Source organism: Micromonospora sp. HUAS YX12 (genome assembly GCF_040215685.1).
Taxonomy (GTDB): Bacteria; Actinomycetota; Actinomycetes; order Mycobacteriales; family Micromonosporaceae; genus Micromonospora; species Micromonospora tulbaghiae.
Genome location: NZ_CP157974.1, coordinates 5,140,584 through 5,159,179, shown reverse-complemented (window position 1 = coordinate 5,159,179; position 18,596 = coordinate 5,140,584). Strand labels below are relative to the sequence as shown.

Genomic DNA, 18,596 nt, shown 5'->3' with positions numbered 1-18,596 from the left:
GGGTGAATCCGGGCATTGCTGGGGCGGCAAGTGCAAGATCGACGACGTGGTACCCAGGGCCTCGGAGAGCATCCCGGGGGCGTCAGGAGAGAGCCGCGTCCACCTGGACTCTCGTGCTGGAACCGACGGTCAGGCCGAGCCGTAGGCCCACCAGGTCCAAGACGTCCAGCAGGGGCGGCTCGGATGAGGCGGTGGGGCTCGCCGCCCCGGTGGGGCCGGGCTCTCCGGTCGGAGCCGGGTCGCCCGTCGGGCTCACCGTCGGCGCCGGAGTCGCCGGGTCGGCGGGCGGGCTGGACGGTTCGGCGGGTGCCGGCGGACGGTCGCCGGCGTGCGTCGGCGACGGCCCGGCGGCAGGTGGTGCGGTGGCGAGGACTCGCTCGCCCGACCACGCCGCCGGATTCGAGGGACGCTCCGGTCGCGGCGCGGACCGGGTCGGCCGGGGCGCCGGGGGCGACGACGGACCGGCTGGAGTCGCCAGGGGCGGCGCCGAAGCGGCGACAGGCGCGGCCGTCGTGGCGGGGGTGGCCGCCGGCCGGCGCGCCGGATCCGTCTGCCCGGCCGTGGCCGTCCACGTGCCGGCGGAGGTGACGCCCAGCAGTACGGCCACCGCCGCGACGCCCGCCGCGGCCAGCCGCTGGGGGAGCGCCCGTTGGGCCGGGGCGTCCCACGGGCCGAGCGGCCGGGGTGGCCGTGGCCGGGCGGCCCGGTGGGTGGACCGTAGCGCCTCGACGTCCTCGACGACCGCCGGCCGTGCGCCGGTGGCCTCGGCGTGGGCGAGGGTGAGGTAGAACCGGGCGTTCGCCGCGCCGGGCGCCGGCACGCGCAGGCCCGCCGGTGTGCCGCCGCCGGCGTCGTGGAGCAGGGTGACCGGACGGTCCGGGTGGTGTCCGAGGCCGCGCAGGTCCCGCAGGGGCCAGTCCCGCCGGGCGTCGTGCCCGGCGAAGACCACCCGCCGGTCGGTCACCACGGCGGCGCCGCTGTCGACCACGCGCAGTCCCGCCGGTAGCGGGCCGTCGGCCGGGTCGAGACAGTCGGCGAGCGTGCGGCCCGGCACCGGCAGTCCGGGCAGGTGCCGGGCCGTGGCCTCGACCAGCTCGACGGTGGGCAGGATGCGGTAGACGACCTCGCCGGCGTCCAGCGGCACCGGCAGCGCGGTGCCGGGCAGCGCGCAGCCGCGGAAGTCCGCCGCCTCCATCGACAGCCGGTCGAGGTGCTCGGCGCGACGCCGCCAGATCCGGGCCGCGGCCTCGTACGCCTGACGCCGGCGCTCGTTCTCGCGCCGTGCCCAGGCCAGCCGCCGCTGCGGATGAGCTCCGATCGCATCGGGTCGCCTCGCCGTCACACCTGGTACAACGGCGTGCGCCGAACACGGATACGTGAGCGCGGCTATCGTCCGGTTTAGCGATGGTATGACCGCGATTAGACTTCGGGCATGCCGCGGATCGTCCAGTTGCTGGCCTCGCCCGTGCACCGGTACGTGGGCCGCCCGGCGGACGGACCCGCCCCCGCGCCACCGGGCGAGCTGGTCGACCAGGTGCACGTGCGCGCCGAGCTCGGCATCGTCGGTGACCGCTACTTCGGCCGTCCCGCGCACCGGCAGGCGAGCGTCACGCTGATCGCGCGGGAGTCGCTGCCGCCCGGCGCGGACCTCACCCAGTTGCGGCGCAACGTGCTGACCGACGGCATCCCGGTGGACGAACTGGTCGGCCGCGTGCTCACGCTCGACTCCGGCGACGGCCCGGTCCGGCTGCGGGTGCACCGGGCCGCGCCGCCCTGCGCCTGGCTCGACGTGGTGGTCGCCCCCGGTACGTGGAAGGCGATGCGCCGCCGCGGCGGCGTCCGGTGCGCCCCGCTCACCGACGGCGTCCTGCGGGTCGGGCCAGTTACCGTGTCCGTAGACGATTGACCCGGTTCGGGAACTTTCCCCACCCGCCGGCCGACCAACCGGGGGCGACCGGCACTCCGGCGCGGGCAGGAGGGACGCCAGGAATGAACCGAGCGGGGCTCGCATCCGTACCGTCCGGCATGAGCATGCCGGACCGGCGGGCCGGCCGCGGATGAGGCCGGACGCCGACGACGAGCAGGTGACCGGGTGGGCGCGCCGCGCCGCCCGGGGAGACCAGCTGGCCGCGGCCGCGTTCGTCCGGGCCCTCCAGGCGCCGGTGTGGCGTTTCCTCGCCCACCTCGCCGGGCCCGCCGAGGCCGACGACCTCGCCCAGGAGACGTTCCTGCGCGCGCTGCGCAGTCTGCCCGGCTTCGCGGGCCGGTCGTCGGCGCGTACCTGGATCTTCACGATCGCCCGCCGGGTCGCGGTGGACCACGTGCGGGCGGCGACCGCCCGGCCTCGGATCGCCGCGCTGCCGGACTGGCAGGCCGCCGCCGAGGCGGCCGGCGCGGTGACCGGCGGCGGGGACGACGGCGTCGTGCTGCGCGGTCTCATCGCCACGCTGGCGCCGGACCGGCGGGAGGCGTTCGTGGCCACCCAGGTGCTCGGCCTGTCCTACGCCGAGGCGGCCGAGGTGTGCGGCTGCCCGGTGGGCACCATCCGCTCCCGCGTGGCCCGGGCCCGGGAGGACCTGGTCGCCGCCTGGTCCGGCGACGCCCGCGACCGCCGGGCCCGCTGAGACCGCGACCGCCGGGACGTGGCGGGACCACGACCGCCGGGGACCGCCGGGACCGTGCCCGCCAGGGCCGCGGGGACGCACAGGCCCGCGCGGCGGACCGTCAGGCGGCGCGCCGGTCGCGGGCCTGCGCGGGGTACGGGCCGGGCGGCACCAGCCGCAGCGCCGGCGCGGCCGGTTCCTCGGTCCGCAGCGCCCACCGGGATCCCTCCGACCGGCGCTGCCCGGGCGGGGTGTCGCCGGGGCGCCGGCCGAGGCGGGACAGCACCAGCATCACGGCCCAGCCGACCAGCAGGAAGCCGTGGCTGACCAGCCGGGTAATCGCCACCTGCCCGGTGATCAGGTCGTTCACCGACAGCAGCACGAGCGTGGCGACGAACGCGCTGAGCATCGGCAGCAGGCCGGACGGGGCGGACCGGCGCGCCGCCACGTAGAGGAACCCGGCGCCGACTGCCACGTTCCACGCCGCCGACTCGTGCCACAGATGCTGGCCGGAGGCGTGCGCGTGCGTGACGACCGCCTCCCGGCCGATCTGGGCCAGGCCGAGTACGAGCTGCACCGCGCCGAGCAGGCCGAGCGCCCCGCGCAGCCCGAGCGTGACCCGGTGGCGGCGGCTGGGCCGGGGCGGGGGAGCGGCGGCCAGGACCGCGTCGACCAGGTCGGGTACCCGCGGGGCGAGCTGCGTACGGGCCCGCCGGGTCACCGACGCGGCCGAGTCGAACCAGCCGCGGCAGCGGGCGCAGCCGGTCAGGTGCGCCTCGGCCGCCTCGATCTCCGACTCGGACGCCTCACCGTCCAGCTGTGCCGACAGGATCTCCCGCCACTGCTCACACACCATGTAGGGATAGTCGTCGGGACGGTCCGCCTGGTTCCCGGCGGGGTGCCGGTCACGTCCGCGCGGCCGGTGACCGTTCCGCCCACGCGTGCAACGCGTCCCGGTCCCCGGCCGAGTCCAGGTTCAGCGCCGCCTCGATGAGCGCCAGATGGGTGAACGCCTGCGGGAAGTTGCCCAGGGCCGTGCCGTCGGGCGCGCGTTCCTCCGGGTGCAGGCCGAGCGGCCCGGCCCGGCCGGCGAGCCGGTCGAAGATCTCCCGCGCCTCGCCGTGCCGGCCGGCCAGCACCAGCGCGGAGACCAGCTCGAAGGAGCAGAGCAGGAACGCGCCTTCGGTGCCCGGCAGCCCGTCGTCGACCCGGTAGCGCCGGATCAGGTCGGGCGCGACGGCGAGGGCGGCACGGATCCGCTCGACGGTGGCGACCATCCGCGGGTCGTCGCCGGGCAGGAACCCGACGAGCGGCATCCGCAGCAGCGAGGCGTCCGGCTCGGTCCCGCCGTACGCCATGACGAAGCTGCCCGCGCGCTCGTCGTACCCGCGGTCGAGCACCTCGGCGTGCAGCGCGTCACGTTCCCGGCGCCACCGGTCCACCGGGGCGGTGCGGTCCCCGAGCAGCCCGGCGAGGCGGATGCCCCGGTCCAGGCAGACCCAGGTCATAACCTTCGAGTTGACGTAGTGCCGGCACGGGCCGCGGATCTCCCACACCCCGTGGTCCGGTTCCCGCCAGCGCCGCGCCATGGTCTCGACGTGGCGCCGCAGCAGCGCCCACTGCGGGCCGGTCAGCTCGCCGGTGAGCAGGTGGTAGGCCAGCGCCGCGTCGAGGATGTGCCCGTACGTGTCGAACTGGATCTGGTGTGCCGCCTCGTTGCCGGTCCGCACCGGCGCCGAGCCGGCGTAGCCGGACAGGTGCGGCAGCTCGCGCTCCTCGGTGGGGTGGCCGTGGATGCCGACGAGCGGCGCGAGCGGATGCTGCCGGGCGCAGATGCCGAGCAGGAAACGCAGGTAGCGGCGGCCCTCCTCGGCGTGGCCCAGGCGGAACAGCGCGAGCAGCAGCAGCGCCGCGTCCCGGTGCCAGGTGAAGCGGTAGTCCCAGTTGCGTACCCCGCCGATCTCCTCCGGCAGCGACGTGGTCGGGGCGGCCAGCAGCGCGCCGGTCTCGTCGTAGGACAGGCCGCGCAGCACCAGGGCGCTGTGCCGGACCGCGCCGGCCGCGAAGCCGCCGTAGTCGCCGCGCGCCGACCACGCCCGCCAGGTCGCGGCGGTCCGCCCGGTCAGCTCGCCGGCGTCGGCGAGGGCGGGCACCGGGCGGGCGTACCCGAGAAGCAGCGTGGCGTCCTGCCCGGCGCGTAGCTCCGCCTCGGCGACGAGCGTGCCGTCCTCGACGGTGACCGGCAGGTCGGTGCGCAGCCGCAGCGGCGTGCCGTAGGCGTGCCAGCCGGTCCCGTCGCGCCGCCAGCGCACCGGGCGTGCCCCGTACCCGGGACGGGGTGTCAGCTCGGCGCGGACCCGCAGCAGGCCGTCGGTGATCCGCAGCCGGCGCACCAGCACCCGCTCGGCGTGGATCGGCCGGTCGGCGGCGCCGGGCCGGACCGCGAGCAGGTCCTCGCCGGTCGCCACGCCGGACGGTCCGGCCCAGTCGTTCTCCAGCACCAGCGTGTCCGGCCGGTAGCGGCGCCGCGGCGCCGGGCAGCCGGCGACGGCGAGCGTGAACCGGCCGCCCGCGTCCCGGTCGAGCAGCCGGGCCGCGACCGCGTCGCCCGCCGCGTCCGGTACGCAGAACCACTCGACCGCACCGTCCGGCGCGACGAGCGCCGTGGTGTGCGTGTCGGACAGGAACGCGTACGCGTCGATCGGCGGGAACGGCCGCGGTGACTCGGGCACGGCGCTGACTACCCGGGGCGGGCACGGGTAAGCGGGCCGGGGAGGGGCCGAGGTGACACGCGAGTTCGTGAACTGGTCCGGCAGCCTCTGCTTCACACCGGCGGAGCGGGCCGAGCCCGCCGACGAGGCCGGGGTACGCGCGCTGGTGCGCCGTGCCCGCGAGAGCGGCGCCACCGTCCGGCCGGTCGGCTCGGGGCACTCGTCCAGCCCGTTGGTGCGTACCGACGGGATCCTGCTGAGCCTGGACCGGATGGCCGGGGTGATCGCCGGCGACGGGCGGGTGGCCACCGCCTGGGGCGGCACCAGGCTCCGGGCGCTCGGCGAGGGGCTCTACGACGCCGGGCTGGCCATGGACAACCTGGGCGACGTCGACTACCAGTCGATCGCCGGGGCGACCGCCACCGGCACCCACGGCACCGGCCTGGGCTTCGGCAACCTGAGCACCCAGGTCACCGGCGTACGCCTGGTCACCGGCACCGGCGACGTGCTGGACGTCGACGCGCGGCGCAACCCGGAGCTGCTGCCGGCCGTCCGCCTCTCCCTCGGCGCGCTCGGCGTGGTCACCCGGGTCACGCTCGACGTACAGCCGAGCTACCAGCTGCACCGCCGCTCCTGGTGCGCGCACCTGGACTGGACCCTGGACCACCTCGCCGAGTTGCAGCACACCAACCGCAACATGGACTTCTACTGGTATCCGCGCAGCGACCAGACGCAGATCCGGGTGATCAACCGCATCGACCGGGACGCCGCGGCGGACCGGGCGCAGACCCGGCTCCCGGACGGCGAGCCGCGGCAGAGCCAGGTCGGGCCGACCCACCGCACCATTCCCCGGCACCGGGAGCTGCGCTTCGAGGAGATCGAGTACATGCTGCCGTCGGAGGCGTTCCCGGCCTGCTTCGCGGAGGTGCGCCGCCGGGTGCGCGACCGGCACCGCCGGGTGGCCGCCTGGCGGGTCCTCGTCCGCACCATCGCCGCCGACGACATCTGGCTCAGCAACGCCTACGGCCGCCCCACCACCACGATCGCCTGCCTCCAGAACACCTCACTGCCGTACGAGGAGTACTTCCGGGACGTGGAGGCGGTGTTCCGGCACTACGGCGGACGCCCGCACTGGGGCAAGAAGCACTGGCTCGGCGCGCGGGAACTGCGTCCGCTCTATCCCCGCTGGGACGATTTCCAGGCGGTGCGCCGCCGGCTCGACCCGGACGGGGTGTTCCTCACCCCGGACCTGGCCCGGCTGCTGGAGGAGTCGTGAGCGGGCCGGTCGGCGCCCGGGTCTGGGTGGTGCCCGGCGGGCATGTGCCGTTCCCCGCGCACGGCCCGGAACCGGCGTTCACCGCCTTCGACCAGCTCTGCGTGCTCAACGCCGGTGATCAGGACGCCGACCTGGAGCTGGACTTCTACTACCAGGACGCCGAACCGGTCGGGCCGTACCGGATACGGGTCGGTGCCCGCCGGATCCGGCACGTACGGGTGAACGACCTGATCGACCCGGAGGCGGTGCGGCTGGACCGCCCGTACGGCTGCGTGCTGCGCTCCCCGGTGCCGGTGGTGGTGCAGTTCCTGCGCCAGGACACCCGGCTCCCCGGCGTGGTGGCGCTGACCGGCACGATGGCGTACCCCGGGTGAGGTTCGGGCGACCTGCGGCGGGTACCCGGGCGCATGCGGGATGCCGTCGACCGGGTACGCGACGCGGGCCGGTCCGGCCGCCGGAGGCTGCGGACGTACCTCCTGGTGGCGGTCCAGGCCGGCCTGGCCGCCGCGCTGGCCTGGACGGTGGCCCGCGAGGTGCTCGGCAACCCCGACCCGACGTTCGCGCCGGCCGCGGCGGTGAGCGTCATCGCCGCCTCGCTCGGCAACCGCACCCGGCGGACGGTGGAACTGGTGGTCGGGGTGGTCCTCGGCATCGTCGTCGGCGACCTGCTGATACGTCTCTTCGGCACCGGGCCGTGGCAGACCGGCGTGATCGTGTTCCTGGCGGTCTCCGCGGCGGTGCTCGTACGCGGCACCGGTGCGCTCGTCACCCAGGCCGGCGGTACGGCGGTCCTGGTCGCCACGCTGACCCCGGTGTCACCCGACCTGGAGCTGCCCCGGACCGTCAACGCGCTCGTCGGCGGCGTGATCGGCCTGCTCGTGGTGCTGGTGATCGCGCCGCTGAACCCGCTGCGCGCGGTCCGCCGCGTCGCCGACCCGGCGCTGGACACGTTCGCGGGCCAGATGACCGCGTCGGCGGAGGCACTGGCACACGCCGACGTACGCGCGGCCGACGAGGTGCTGGCCCGGATGCGCGCCGCCGAGACGGAACTGGACCGGATCGACGAGATGGTCAGCGCCGCCGACGAGGTGGTCCGGTTCTCGCCGGTGCGCTGGCGGCGACGGCGGGCCCTGGCCGCGTACCGGCGAGGTGCGGAGCACCTGGACCGGGCGTTCCGCAACAGCCGGGGCATGGTCCGCCGGATCGGCACCGCGTTGCGCGACCGGGAGCCGGTGCCGCCGCAGCTGCCCGCCGCGCTGGAGAAACTCAGCGAGGCGATCCGGCTGCTGCACCGGGCGTTCCTGGCCGCCGAGGAGCCGGTCGCCGCCCGGGAGCGGGTACTGCGCGCGGTCCGCGACGCGGGCGAGGCGTGCCGGCAGGAGATCGGCTTCTCCGGCACCATCGTGGTCTCGCAGCTGCGGACCGTCGCCAACGACCTGCTGCGTGCCACAGGCGTGCCGGCGGACGAGGCCCGCCGGCAGGTCCGCCGTGCGGCGGCGGCCCGCTGACGGACCGCTCACACCTCGGTCAGCCGGCTCTTCTGCACCTTGCCCATCGCGTTGCGGGGCAGCGCGCCGACCAGCCGCACCTGCCGGGGGCGCTTGTGCGCGGACAGGTGCCGCGCCACGAAGTCGATCAGCTCCGCCTCGGCCACGCCGTCGCCGACCACGTACGCGGTCACCTGCTGGCCCAGGTCGGGGTGGAGCGTGCCGACCACCGCCGCCTCCCGGACGCCCGGATGGGCCAGCAGCGCGTCCTCGACCTCACCGGCACCGATCCGGTAGCCGCCGCTTTTGATCAGGTCGGTGGCGGCCCGGCCGACGATCCGGTGGGTGCCGTCCGGGCCGACGGTCGCGACGTCGCCGGTGCGGAACCAGCCGTCCGCCGTCCGGGTGGCCGCGTCGGCGTCCGGCCGGTTCAGGTAGCCGTCGAACAGCGTGCCGCCGCGTACCTGAAGCTCACCCATCGCGTCGGCGGGCAGCGGGCCGCCGTGCTCGTCCACCACCCGCGTGTGCACGCCGGGCAGCGGCACGCCCACCGTGCCGGGCCGCCGGGGACCGTCCGCGCGGGCGCTCACCGTCACGAGGGTCTCGGTCATCCCGTACCGCTCCAGCGGCCGGTGCCCGGTCATCCCGGCCAGCGCCGCGAACACCGGCTCGGGCAGCGCCGCGCTGCCGGACACGAGCAGCCGGGCGCCGCGCAGCGCCCGCGCCGCCGCGGGTTGCGCCGCGATCCGCGACCAGATCGTGGGTACGCCGAAGTACAGCGAGCCGCCCGCCGCCGCGTACCGCTCGGGGTGGGGCCGGCCGACGTGGTGCAGCCGGCTGCCGACGCGCAGCGGGCCGAGCACGCCGAGCACCAGCCCGTGCACGTGGAACAGCGGCAGCCCGTGCACCAGCAGGTCGTCCGGCGTCCAGTCCCAGGCGTCGGCGAGCCCGTCCAGGCAGGCGGCGACCGCGCGGCCGGACAGCACCGCGCCCTTCGGCGCGCCGGTGGTGCCGGAGGTGTAGAGGATCAGCGCGGTGGCCGCCGGGTCGGGTTCCGGATGCCTGGTGTCCGAGCGCCGGGCCAGGTCCAGCGGAACGAGCGGCGGTGCGGCGTCGGCGTCCGGCGTGCCCGGCGCCGCCAGCAGCAGCTCCGCGCCGGAGTCGCGCAGGATGTGGTCGCGTTCCATCGGGCCGGCGTCGGGCGGCACCGGCACCACCGCCGCGCCCGCGATCAGCCCGCCGACCACGCCGACCACCGTCTCCAGGCCAGCGGTGGCGGGCACCGCCACCCGGCCCGCGCCGCGCAGGTCGTCGGCGACGGCGGTGGCCGCGCGGCGCAACTCCACCCAGGACAGCGACCGGTCGCCCACGCGGACCGCGCCCGGACGGTCGTCGGTGGTCTCGGCGAGCCGGCTCAGCAGCGACACGCGCACCCCTTCCCGGTATGTCCGCCCGACGTACCGCGACCGTAGCCGGGCCGGCCACCCCTGCCGGGCGTGCCGTCGGGTATGTGTCATCGTGGTCGGCGGCGAAGGAGGGGTGGCATGCCGGGTCCGTTGCACGGGGTGCTCGTCGCCGACTTCTCCCGGATCCTCGCCGGGCCGTACGCGACCATGCTGCTGGCCGATCTCGGCGCGGACGTGGTCAAGGTGGAGGCGCCCGGCGGGGACGACACCCGCGGCTGGCGGCCCCCGGTGCGAGACGACGTCTCCACCTACTACCTCGCGGTGAACCGCAACAAGCGCTCGCTGGTGCTCGACCTGACCGATCCCGGCGACCTGACGCTGGCGCACCGGCTCGCCGACCGGGCCGACGTGCTGATCCAGAACTTTCGCCCGGGCGCGCTGCGCCGCTTCGGCCTCGACCACGACACGGTCACCGCCCGCAACGCCCGCCTCGTGTACGCCTCGATCAGCGGCTTCGGCGCCGCCGGGGGCGCCGACCTGCCCGGGTACGACCTCATGGTGCAGGCCGCCGCCGGGCTGATGAGCCTCACCGGGGACACGGACGGCCCGCCCTACAAGGCGGGGGTGGCCGTGTTCGACGTGATCGCCGGGCTGCACGCGGCGGTCGGGATCCTGGCCGCGCTACGGCACCGGGAGGAGACCGGGCGCGGTCAGCACGTCACTGTGGACCTGCTCTCCTCGGCGCTGTCCGGGCTGGTCAATCACACCAGCGCGTACGTCGCGGGTGCCGCGGCGCCGCACCGGATGGGCAACGCGCACCCGAGCATCGTGCCGTACGAGCCGCTGCCCACCGCCGACGGCGAGCTGGTGGTGATCGCCGGGAACGACGGCCAGTTCCGTACGCTCTGCCGGGTGCTCGGCGTGCCGGGGCTGGCCGACGACGCGCGGTTCCGCCGCAACGCCGACCGCACCGCGCACCGCGACGAACTGCGCCCGCTGCTGGTGGCGGCGCTGTCCCGGCGCGGCAGCGCGGACTGGTTCGCCGAGCTGCGCGCCGCGGGCGTGCCGTGCAGCCCGATCAACTCGGTGGCCGAGGGGGTCGCGCTGGCGCAGGGGCTCGGCCTGGAGCCGGTGGTGACGACCGGCGGGGTGCCGGGCGTCCGGAACCCGATCGGCCTGTCCGACGCGCCGCCCCGCTACGAGCTGCCGCCGCCGGGCCTCGATGAGCACGGCGCGGAACTGCGCGCCTGGCTCGCCGCGGAGTGAGCCCGGCCGCCCGCCGGGCCCCCCGTCAGAGCGTCTCGACCAGGCGGAAGCGTTCCAGCACGGCCGGAGTGTCGTCGTCCACCGTGAAACCGGGGTCGCCGAGCCAGCCGCGGTAGTCCTCGCCGTGCCAGAACCGCTCGTGGCCGGCCCGCCAGGCGGCGACCGTGTCGAACCCCTCGCCCTCGTCGCGCGCGTGGTCGAGATCGACGTCGCCGAGGCGGGCGACGCGCACCTCGACCAGCTCGATCACCGCCACCGGCCGGCCGTCGGAGTCGATCACGGCCGAGCGGGTGCCGACGGCGGGCAGCGGCTCGCCGTCGATCTCGTAGTCCTGGACCAGACCCGTGGTGGTGGTCTTGCTCCCGTCGAGCACGGCGGCGACGAGCTGGTCGCGCAGCGGGCCCGGGAAGGCGAACTCGAAGGTGGGCAGGTCGGCGTCCATGCGCGGCAGCGTAGCCGGGTCACGCGGGGCGGGCGACCGCCTTCCGCGACGCCCGGCCACCCAGCCCGGCCACCCAGCCCGGCCACTCAGCCCGGCGGCGGCAGCGTCCGGTCGAGCCAGTCGAGCAGGACCCGCTCGTACTGCGGGCTGACGCCGTCCAGGTTCTCGCGCTCCCCGAGCGTCGGGGCGTGGTCGCAACCGGCCAGCCGGGCCACCGTCAGCTCCGCGTCGCGGGCGCTCCGCCGCCACACCGCGAGGCTCTCCTCGATCGGGATCCACGCGTCCGTCTCGCCGTGACAGAGCAGCACCGGGCCGGTCAGCCGCGCCAGGACCGGCGCCGGGTCGTAGTCCATGTCGGTCCAGGTGCCGGGCGCGGCGGGCAGTTCCTCGGGCAGGAACGCCAGCGGGAACCACTGGCGCCGCGCCGCCACGTCGATCGCCGCCTGCGCCACCGGGCGGGCCACGTCGCCGCGCAGGTAGTCCTCGACGAGCGCGCGCAGCTGGGTCAGCTCAGCCACGTCGGCCGGGCCGTACCCGTTGCGGCGCAACTGCTCGGCGGTGCCGTAGCGCATCTGCCTCGCGGGGCTCACGCCGCTGCACCCGACCAGGACCAGGAAGCCGACCGGACAGCGGGTGGCGGTGAGCGCCGCCGCCCACGCGCCCTGACTGAAACCCCAGAGCCCGACCGGGACCGCCCCGACGTGCCGGCGCAGCTCGGTCACCGCGGCCGACGCGTCCTCGGCCTGGTCGGCCAGCGGCACGTCGTGCCCGTCGATCCGGGGGCGGCGGTCGTAGCGCAGCACCGCGATCCCGGCCGGAGGCAGCAGCCGGGCCAGGTGCGCGTACAGGAAGTGGGAGCGTTGCCCGGCGTGTGAGCCGTGCAGCACGACGAGGCCGCCGCGTACCGGCCCGGCCGGCAGGTCGACGACCGCCGGCAGTCCCGCCGCGCCGACCGTCGTCTCCATGCCGGGCAGTGAACCACGAGCCGTCCCGCCCGGTGGTCCCGGCCGCCGTCCGGGACACCCGCGTGCGTACGCTGACCAGGTACGTCGCCGCGACCGTGGAGAACCGCCATGACCAGCCCCGCACCCCGTGCCGTCCGGGTCGCCCGCCTCGAGGACGTGGCCGCCCTCGTCGACCTGATCGAGTCGGCGTACCGGGGCGAGCGCAGCCGCCAGGGCTGGACCCACGAGGCGGACCTGCTGGCCGGGCAGCGCACCGACCCGGAGATGGTGGCCGCGGCGGTCACCGGCCCGGGCGGCGTGGTGCTGGTCGCCGAGCAGGACGGCGCCCTGGTGGCCTGCTGCCAGCTCGAACGCCGCGACGACCACGTCTACTTCGGCATGTTCGCGGTGGCCCCCGGCCGGCAGGGCGGCGGCCTGGGCCGGGAACTGCTGGCCGAGGCCGAGCGCTACGCGGCCGAGCAGTGGCACGCCGGCGAGATGCGGATGACAGTGATCGTCCAGCGCGACGACCTGATCGCCTGGTACGAGCGGCGCGGCTACGTGCGCACCGGTGACCTGAGCCCGTTCCCGTACGGCGACGAGCGGTTCGGCGTGCCGCTGCGGCCGGACCTGGCGTTCGAGACGCTGCGCAAGAAGCTCGGCTGACTCAGCCGGGCCGGTCGACGAGCGCGACCAGCTTCTTCGGGGCCAGCACGCAGTAGCTCTCGGTGAGCAGCTCGGCGACCTCGGTCCAGTCCGTGTCCGCGTCCAGCCGCAGCCCGACCACGTCGGCGGCCCAGTCCGGCTTGAAGAAGTGCGGCCCGGCCGCGAGCAGCCCGGCGATCTCGTCACCGGGGGAGCGGAACGTCATCACGCAGACCGGCTCGTCGGTCGCCGCGGCCCGCGCGTACGCCGCCTGGTGGCCCGGGTCGACGGTGAGCACGTGGGCGAACGTCCGGCCGCGGACGCGCCATCGCACGCCCACCCAGGCCGCCTCCTCGTAGGTCTCCGGCAGGCCGAGGCAGACCGGCCGCAGGCGGGCGAGGTGCTCGGGTGGGACGTCTCCGGGGCCGGTCATGCGCGCAGGCTAGCCGCAGCCTCCGACAATCCGGCCGCACCGGCGTGGCGGCCCGCCGCCGCGCGTCCGGGAAGGAAATGTCGTAGCCGGGGAGTACGACAGCGATGAGTTTCGGTGAGCCGCACGGTCATTGCGGGGAGAACCCCTCGGACGAGAGGACGAGACATGAGCGGCGTACGAGTACTTGTCGGCACGCGCAAGGGCGCGTTCATCCTGACCTCGGACGGCAGGCGCGACGACTGGACCGTCGACGGGCCGCACTTCGGCGGCTGGGAGATCTACCACCTGACCGGTTCACCCGTCGAACCGGACCGGCTGTACGCGTCCCAGTCCGGCGGCTGGTTCGGGCAGCTGATCCAGCGCTCGGACGACGGCGGCCGGACCTGGACCACAGCCGGCAACGACTTCGCCTACAGCGGCGAGGTGGGGCAGCACCTCTGGTACGACGGCACCCCACGCCCGTGGGAGTTCAAGCGGATCTGGCACCTGGAGCCGTCCCGCCACGACCCCGACACCGTGTACGCGGGCGGCGAGGACGCCGCCCTCTACCTGTCCACCGACGGCGGCCAGAAGTGGTCCGAGCTGACCGCCCTGCGGCAGCACCCGACCGGCCCGTCCTGGCAGCCCGGCGCGGGCGGGATGTGCCTGCACACGATCCTGCTCGACCCGGCCGACCGGGACCGGATCTACGTGGCGATCTCGGCGGCCGGCGCGTTCCGCAGCGACGACGGCGGCGCGAGCTGGCTGCCGATCAACAAGGGCCTGCGTTCCGGCGAGATCCCCGACACCGACTCCGAGGTCGGGCACTGCGTGCACCGTCTCGCCCAGCACCCGTCCCGGCCGGACACGCTGTTCATGCAGAAGCACTGGGACGTCATGCGCACCGACGACGCCGGCGCCAACTGGCGGGAGGTCAGCGGCAACCTGCCGACGGACTTCGGCTTCCCGATCGCGGTGCACGCGCACGAGCCGGAGACGATCTACGTGGTGCCGATCACCAGCGACTCGCTGCACTACCCGCCCGAGGGCAAGCTGCGCGTCTACCGCAGCCGTACCGGCGGTGAGCACTGGGAGCCGCTGACCGAAGGACTGCCACAGTCGCACTGCTACGTCAACGTGCTGCGCGACGCGATGGCCGTCGACACGCTCGACCCGTGCGGCATCTACTTCGGCACCACCGGCGGTCAGGTCTACCACTCCGCCGACGGCGGCGACACCTGGGCGCCGATCGTGCGGGACCTGCCGGGCGTGCTCTCGGTCGAGGTCCAGGTGCTGCCGTGATCCGGGTGGTGCTGCCGGCGCACCTGAAGAACCTGGCGCACGTCACCGGCGAGGTACGCGTCGAGGTGGCCGGGCCGCCCACCCAGCGGGAGGTGCTCGACGCGCTGGAGGCCGCGTACCCGATGCTGCTCGGCACGATCCGCGACCGGCACAGCGGGAAGCGCCGGCCGTTCGTCCGCTTCTACGCCTGCGAGCTGGACCTCTCCAACGAGTCCCCGGACGACCCGCTGCCGGAGGAGGTGGTCGCCGGCAAGGAGCCGTTCATCGTGCTCGGCGCGATGGCGGGCGGTTGAGCGCCACGACCGGCGGTTGAGTCGGCACGGCCGGGAACCGTGCCCGTCACCGCCACGTCTGACCGGCATGACCCGTCACGCATCCCGGACTCACCGATGGACGATGGCCGCCACGCTGGTCCTCGCCGGCTGCACCGCGTCACCGCCGGCCGCCGACCCGCCGCCCACCGGGCGGGTCGTACCGGCCGGCGGGCTGCGGCTGGTGGCGTTCGACAGCTGCGACGAGGCGCTGCGGCAGCTCCGCACGGCCGCGAAGGCGGCGGTCGGCCCGTGGGGGTTCGGCCCGGGCGACATCCGGCAGTTCGGCGCGGAACGGGCGACGGCGATCGGCGGCGCCGCCAAGGACGCGGCGTCGGCGTCCACGCCGGACTTCTCCGGCACCAACGTGCACGAGGCCGGCGTGGACGAACCGGACCTGGTCAAGACCGACGGGAAGCGGATCGTCACGGTCAGCCGCGGCGTGCTGTCCGTGGTCGACCCGGCGAGCCGCCGCGTGACCGGCCGGCTGGCGCTCGATCCCACCGCCGAACGGTTCTCCGGCGGCGAGGCGAGCCTGCTGCTGCACGGTGACCGGGCGCTCGTGCTGCTGAGCGCCGGACGGACCGTCGCGGGCCCCGTGCCGAACGGGCGGACGGTCCCGGGCACGACCACGCAGGCGCGGCTGGTCCTGCTGGACCTCGCCGGGCCGCCCCGCGTGGTGGGGGAGTACCGGATCGACGGTCTCCTGGTCGACGCGCGGCAGTCCGGCGCGACCGCCCGGGTGGTGATCCGGTCCGCGCCCCGGCTCGGCTTCCCCTACCCGTCCGGCCGCCGGACCGACGCCCAGCGGATCGCGGCCAACCGCGCGGTCATCGACAAGGCCACGCTCGACGACTGGCTGCCCCGCTACGAGATCCGCGACAGCGTCCGGACCGTCGGCACCGGACGGGTCGGCTGCGACCGGGTCAGCCGGCCGGCCGGCTTCTCCGGCGCGTCGATGGTGACGGTGCTCAGCTTCGACCTGGGCGCGTCCGCGCTCGGCGCCGGCGACCCGGTCACAGTGGCCGCCGACGGCGACACCGTCTACAGCAACGGCGCGCGCCTCTACGTGGCCAACGACCACCGCTGGCGGATGTGGCGTGGCGGTCCGTCCGCGGCGCGCGACATCAGCACCGAGATCTACCAGTTCGACACCGCGGCGGGCACGCCACGCTTCGTCGCCGCCGGGTCCGTGCCCGGCTGGCTGATCGACCAGTACGCGCTGTCCGAGTGGGACGGTCACCTGCGGGTCGCCACCACCACCGGCGACACCTGGGGGCGGGGGACCGCCTCGCAGTCCGGCGTCTACGTGCTGCGCGCCGACGGGGCCACGCTGAAGCGGGTCGGCGCGGTCACCGGCCTGGGCAAGGGCGAGCGGATCTTCGCGGTGCGGTTCGTCGGCGGCACCGGATACGTGGTGACGTTCCGGCAGACCGACCCGCTGTACGGCGTGGACCTGCGCGACCCGGCCGCGCCCCGGGTCACCGGCGAGTTGAAGATCAACGGGTATTCGTCGTACCTGCACCCGGCCGGCGACGGCCGGCTGATCGGGGTCGGGCAGGACGCGACCGACCGGGGACGGGTGACGGGCACCCAGGTGTCGCTGTTCGACGTGGCCGACCCGGCCCGGCCGGCGCGGATCGCCCAGCACCACGTCGCGGGCGGCTGGTCCGAGGCGGAGAACGACCCGCACGCGTTCCTGTACTGGCCGCCCGAGCGCCTGGTGGTGATCCCGGTGACCCGGCCGGGCGTGGTCAGCGACCGGGCCGACGGCGTCAAGGACACGCCCTCCGGCGGCGTGCTGGCGCTGCGAATCGGCGACAAGGGCTTCACGGTCGCCGGTGCCGTCGACCATCCGGGCGCCCTGACCGACGGCGGCGAGTGGACGCCGATCCGCCGCTCGCTGATGATCGACGGTGTGCTGTGGACGGTCTCCGACGCCGGTCTCAAGGCGACCGCGCTGTCCGGCATGACCACCCTCGCCTGGGTGCCGCTGACCTGACACCGACCGAAGGAAGCCGCCGGCCTGACGCCGGCCCGGGGGGAAACCCGTCGCGGCGGCGGGCGCCGTCCCGGATGATCGGGGCCGTGCGCATCCGACTGCGGCGACTGTGGATCGACGGGCGCGCCTTCACCTGGCGGGCGGAGACCCGCCAGGTGCGGGGCGACGCCGACTGCCACCGCTGCATCCGGCTCCGGACCTGGGGCGGCGGGAAGACGGGCCAGGCGCTCCAGGCGGATCTGCTGTCGACCACGTGGGGAACACGCTGGTCGCCCTGTGCCGTCGACGACGCCTACCCGACCTCTGCCGACGTACGCGCCGTCATCGAGTACGCCCTGCGGCACGGCTGGCAGCCCGAGCGGCGCGGCGGCACGTACCCGCTTGCGGAGCGGGAGCACGCATCCCGGTTCCGGTTGCCCGGCTTCCTGCTCACCGACCGGCTGCGCGGACCGGAGGGCGGCGACCCGACGCGGCGCGTCGCGTCGGCGTGGGCCGCCACGAACGGCGGCTGACCGGACCTCGCCGGGCGCGTGGGCGCGCGACGAGGTCCGGCACCTCACTGTTCCAGCGCCGCCGGCGAGCGCCGCGGGTGGGTGTCCGTCACTCCGGTGCGGCGAACGGTCCCTTCGGTCCGAACGCCAGCGCGGCGAACCGCTCGCCGATGCGGCGGTCCGCGGCCGGGTCGGGGTGCAGCTCGTCGGGCAGCGGCAGCTCGGCGTAGTCGGCCTCGCCGTACAGCTCCAGCCCGTCGAGGTAGTGCAGGTTCGGGTCCGCCGCGGACCGGGACGCCACGATCCGGGCCAGCTCGGCGCGGATGACGCGCAGCGTGAGCCGGCCGGTGGCCACCTCGGCCGGGTCGCCGGTGGCCCGGAACCGCACCCGCCCGTCGACGAACTCGACCGCGCCCGGGCCGGGCGTGTCCTCCTGGATCGGGCACAGGATCGACGACACGACCAGCAGCGGGGTCTGCGGATGCCCCTCCCGGATCGTGTCCAGGAAGCCGTGCACGGCGGGGCCGAACGCGCGCAACCGCATCAGGTCGCTGTTCACCACGTTGATGCCGATCTTGACGCTGATCAGGTCGGCCGGGGTGTCCCGCATCGCGCGGGCGGTGAACGGGTCGAGCAGCGCGCTGCCGCTGAACCCGAGGTTGACCAGCTCCACGCCGGCGAGCGTGGCGGCGATCGCCGGCCAGGTGCCGGTGGGGCTCTCCGCGTCCGAGCCGTGGCTGATCGAGCTGCCGTGGTGCAGCCACACCCGGCGGCCATCCGCGTCGGCCGGCTCGACCGGCGCGTCCGTGCGCAGCGCCACCAGCTCGGTGATCTCCCGGTGCGGCAGCCAGATCACCACCTCCTTGTCGGTGGCGGGCAGGTCGGTGAAGCGCACCGTGCCGACCGGACCCGGCTCGACGCCGGAGGTGCCGGTGGCGAGGTCGATGGTGAGCACCTTGCCGCCACCGGCGGTGGCCTGACCGGCGAGGCGGCCGTCGACGACCAGGTCGTAGCGGCCGTCGGGGCGCGGCCCGGTGCCCCGGTAGACCATCTTCGTGGGCAGCACGTCCAGCTCGACGGTGGTGGCGCGGGTACGGAAGACCAGCCGTACGCCCGACGGCATCGCCTCCGCCGTCATCAGCTGCGGGTCGGTGTTCTGCGCCCGGGCCCACGCGGGCAGCCGGTGCGGCAGCACCCCGTCCGCGGTCTGTTCCAGGTCGAGCGCGCCGCGCAGCAGGCCGGGGGTGATCGGGGTGGTGATGTGCGGGGATGCCATGATCCCGATCCTGCCCCCGGAT

The 18,596-nt window shown here is 75.5% G+C and carries 19 protein-coding genes; 11 read left to right on the top strand and 8 right to left on the bottom strand.

Going from position 1 to position 18,596, the window contains the following annotated elements; all coding sequences use genetic code 11:
* Positions 1-82: 82 nt before the first annotated feature.
* Positions 83-1,342 carry a hypothetical protein gene (locus ABIH81_RS24605; RefSeq protein WP_349877250.1) on the bottom strand — a complete coding sequence of 420 codons (1,260 nt, stop codon included), beginning with the start codon at positions 1,340-1,342 and terminating at the stop codon, positions 83-85.
* A 90-nt stretch (positions 1,343-1,432) separates the two neighbouring features.
* On the opposite strand from ABIH81_RS24605, the gene ABIH81_RS24600 reads away from it, so the two are divergent.
* Together ABIH81_RS24600 and ABIH81_RS24595 are read left to right on the top strand one after the other, a co-directional pair.
* Positions 1,433-1,906 (top strand): molybdenum cofactor biosysynthesis protein, encoded by a 474-nt coding sequence (locus ABIH81_RS24600; protein ID WP_349877249.1) that lies wholly within the window; start codon positions 1,433-1,435, stop codon positions 1,904-1,906.
* A 151-nt stretch (positions 1,907-2,057) separates the two neighbouring features.
* Positions 2,058-2,624: a sigma-70 family RNA polymerase sigma factor gene (locus ABIH81_RS24595; RefSeq protein WP_349877248.1), complete on the top strand. Its 567-nt coding sequence runs from the start codon at positions 2,058-2,060 to the stop codon at positions 2,622-2,624.
* Positions 2,625-2,724: 100 nt separating this feature from the next.
* Here ABIH81_RS24595 and ABIH81_RS24590 read toward each other — a convergent pair whose 3' ends face one another.
* Positions 2,725-3,459, bottom strand: coding sequence for a zf-HC2 domain-containing protein (locus ABIH81_RS24590; RefSeq protein ID WP_349877247.1), 735 nt, complete (start codon positions 3,457-3,459; stop codon positions 2,725-2,727).
* A gap of 49 nt (positions 3,460-3,508) precedes the next feature.
* Complete coding sequence (locus ABIH81_RS24585; protein ID WP_349877246.1) at positions 3,509-5,335, bottom strand: glycoside hydrolase family 15 protein; 1,827 nt, start codon at positions 5,333-5,335, stop codon at positions 3,509-3,511.
* Positions 5,336-5,387: 52 nt separating this feature from the next.
* On the opposite strand from ABIH81_RS24585, the gene ABIH81_RS24580 reads away from it, so the two are divergent.
* Genes ABIH81_RS24580 through ABIH81_RS24570 form a run of 3 tightly spaced genes read left to right on the top strand, consistent with a single transcriptional unit; the run spans position 5,388 to position 8,098 of the window.
* On the top strand, positions 5,388-6,590 hold the full coding sequence (locus ABIH81_RS24580) for a D-arabinono-1,4-lactone oxidase (protein ID WP_349877245.1): 1,203 nt from the start codon (positions 5,388-5,390) through the stop codon (positions 6,588-6,590).
* Positions 6,587-6,964, top strand: a complete 378-nt coding sequence (locus ABIH81_RS24575) for a sensory rhodopsin transducer (protein WP_349877244.1) — start codon at positions 6,587-6,589, stop codon at positions 6,962-6,964. The genes ABIH81_RS24580 and ABIH81_RS24575 overlap by 4 nt, the downstream gene beginning before the upstream one ends.
* Positions 6,965-6,997: 33 nt before the next feature.
* Positions 6,998-8,098, top strand: coding sequence for an FUSC family protein (locus ABIH81_RS24570; RefSeq protein WP_349877243.1), 1,101 nt, complete (start codon positions 6,998-7,000; stop codon positions 8,096-8,098).
* A gap of 8 nt (positions 8,099-8,106) precedes the next feature.
* Here the strand turns inward: ABIH81_RS24570 and ABIH81_RS24565 are convergent, their stop codons facing one another.
* The gene (locus ABIH81_RS24565; protein WP_349877242.1) at positions 8,107-9,504 is read right to left on the bottom strand and encodes an acyl-CoA synthetase; all 1,398 of its coding nucleotides are present in this window, start codon (positions 9,502-9,504) and stop codon (positions 8,107-8,109) included.
* Positions 9,505-9,621: 117 nt separating this feature from the next.
* Between ABIH81_RS24565 and ABIH81_RS24560 the strand changes: the two genes are divergently transcribed.
* Positions 9,622-10,749, top strand: a complete 1,128-nt coding sequence (locus tag ABIH81_RS24560; protein ID WP_349877240.1) for a CoA transferase — start codon at positions 9,622-9,624, stop codon at positions 10,747-10,749.
* 25 nt (positions 10,750-10,774) lie between these two features.
* Here the strand turns inward: ABIH81_RS24560 and ABIH81_RS24555 are convergent, their stop codons facing one another.
* Complete coding sequence (locus tag ABIH81_RS24555; RefSeq protein ID WP_120573794.1) at positions 10,775-11,191, bottom strand: ASCH domain-containing protein; 417 nt, start codon at positions 11,189-11,191, stop codon at positions 10,775-10,777.
* Between the two features lie 86 nt (positions 11,192-11,277).
* Positions 11,278-12,156, bottom strand: a complete 879-nt coding sequence (locus ABIH81_RS24550; RefSeq protein ID WP_349877239.1) for an alpha/beta hydrolase — start codon at positions 12,154-12,156, stop codon at positions 11,278-11,280.
* A 108-nt stretch (positions 12,157-12,264) separates the two neighbouring features.
* Between ABIH81_RS24550 and ABIH81_RS24545 the strand changes: the two genes are divergently transcribed.
* Entirely contained in the window at positions 12,265-12,801 is a 537-nt protein-coding gene (locus ABIH81_RS24545; RefSeq protein WP_349877238.1) for a GNAT family N-acetyltransferase, read from the top strand.
* Position 12,802: 1 nt separating this feature from the next.
* On the opposite strand, the gene ABIH81_RS24540 is transcribed toward ABIH81_RS24545, so the two are convergent.
* Positions 12,803-13,213: an MmcQ/YjbR family DNA-binding protein gene (locus ABIH81_RS24540; protein ID WP_349877237.1), complete on the bottom strand. Its 411-nt coding sequence runs from the start codon at positions 13,211-13,213 to the stop codon at positions 12,803-12,805.
* A 165-nt stretch (positions 13,214-13,378) separates the two neighbouring features.
* On the opposite strand from ABIH81_RS24540, the gene ABIH81_RS24535 reads away from it, so the two are divergent.
* From ABIH81_RS24535 to ABIH81_RS24520, 4 genes are all read left to right on the top strand, one after another.
* Positions 13,379-14,494: an exo-alpha-sialidase gene (locus ABIH81_RS24535; RefSeq protein ID WP_349877236.1), complete on the top strand. Its 1,116-nt coding sequence runs from the start codon at positions 13,379-13,381 to the stop codon at positions 14,492-14,494.
* A complete protein-coding gene (locus tag ABIH81_RS24530; protein WP_018784437.1) occupies positions 14,491-14,787 on the top strand; it encodes a MoaD/ThiS family protein in 297 nt (98 codons plus the stop codon). The genes ABIH81_RS24535 and ABIH81_RS24530 overlap by 4 nt, the downstream gene beginning before the upstream one ends.
* A gap of 103 nt (positions 14,788-14,890) precedes the next feature.
* A complete protein-coding gene (locus ABIH81_RS24525; protein ID WP_349877235.1) occupies positions 14,891-16,807 on the top strand; it encodes a beta-propeller domain-containing protein in 1,917 nt (638 codons plus the stop codon).
* Positions 16,808-16,893: 86 nt separating this feature from the next.
* On the top strand, positions 16,894-17,319 hold the full coding sequence (locus ABIH81_RS24520) for an integrase (RefSeq protein WP_349877234.1): 426 nt from the start codon (positions 16,894-16,896) through the stop codon (positions 17,317-17,319).
* An 88-nt stretch (positions 17,320-17,407) separates the two neighbouring features.
* Here ABIH81_RS24520 and ABIH81_RS24515 read toward each other — a convergent pair whose 3' ends face one another.
* Complete coding sequence (locus ABIH81_RS24515; RefSeq protein WP_349877233.1) at positions 17,408-18,574, bottom strand: SGNH/GDSL hydrolase family protein; 1,167 nt, start codon at positions 18,572-18,574, stop codon at positions 17,408-17,410.
* Between the last annotated feature and the right edge of the window lie 22 nt (positions 18,575-18,596).

What these genes read in the sequence shown, in the direction of transcription:
- ABIH81_RS24600 (WP_349877249.1), top strand. Translation starts at nt 1,433, where the DNA reads ATGCCGCGGATCGTCCAGTTGCTGGCCTCGCCCGTGCACCGGTACGTG.
- ABIH81_RS24595 (WP_349877248.1), top strand. Translation starts at nt 2,058, where the DNA reads ATGAGGCCGGACGCCGACGACGAGCAGGTGACCGGGTGGGCGCGCCGC.
- ABIH81_RS24590 (WP_349877247.1), bottom strand. Translation starts at nt 3,459, where the DNA reads ATGGTGTGTGAGCAGTGGCGGGAGATCCTGTCGGCACAGCTGGACGGT.
- ABIH81_RS24570 (WP_349877243.1), top strand. Translation starts at nt 6,998, where the DNA reads ATGCGGGATGCCGTCGACCGGGTACGCGACGCGGGCCGGTCCGGCCGC.
- ABIH81_RS24560 (WP_349877240.1), top strand. Translation starts at nt 9,622, where the DNA reads ATGCCGGGTCCGTTGCACGGGGTGCTCGTCGCCGACTTCTCCCGGATC.
- ABIH81_RS24555 (WP_120573794.1), bottom strand. Translation starts at nt 11,191, where the DNA reads ATGGACGCCGACCTGCCCACCTTCGAGTTCGCCTTCCCGGGCCCGCTG.
- ABIH81_RS24550 (WP_349877239.1), bottom strand. Translation starts at nt 12,156, where the DNA reads ATGGAGACGACGGTCGGCGCGGCGGGACTGCCGGCGGTCGTCGACCTG.
- ABIH81_RS24545 (WP_349877238.1), top strand. Translation starts at nt 12,265, where the DNA reads ATGACCAGCCCCGCACCCCGTGCCGTCCGGGTCGCCCGCCTCGAGGAC.
- ABIH81_RS24540 (WP_349877237.1), bottom strand. Translation starts at nt 13,213, where the DNA reads ATGACCGGCCCCGGAGACGTCCCACCCGAGCACCTCGCCCGCCTGCGG.
- ABIH81_RS24535 (WP_349877236.1), top strand. Translation starts at nt 13,379, where the DNA reads ATGAGCGGCGTACGAGTACTTGTCGGCACGCGCAAGGGCGCGTTCATC.
- ABIH81_RS24525 (WP_349877235.1), top strand. Translation starts at nt 14,891, where the DNA reads ATGGCCGCCACGCTGGTCCTCGCCGGCTGCACCGCGTCACCGCCGGCC.
- ABIH81_RS24515 (WP_349877233.1), bottom strand. Translation starts at nt 18,574, where the DNA reads ATGGCATCCCCGCACATCACCACCCCGATCACCCCCGGCCTGCTGCGC.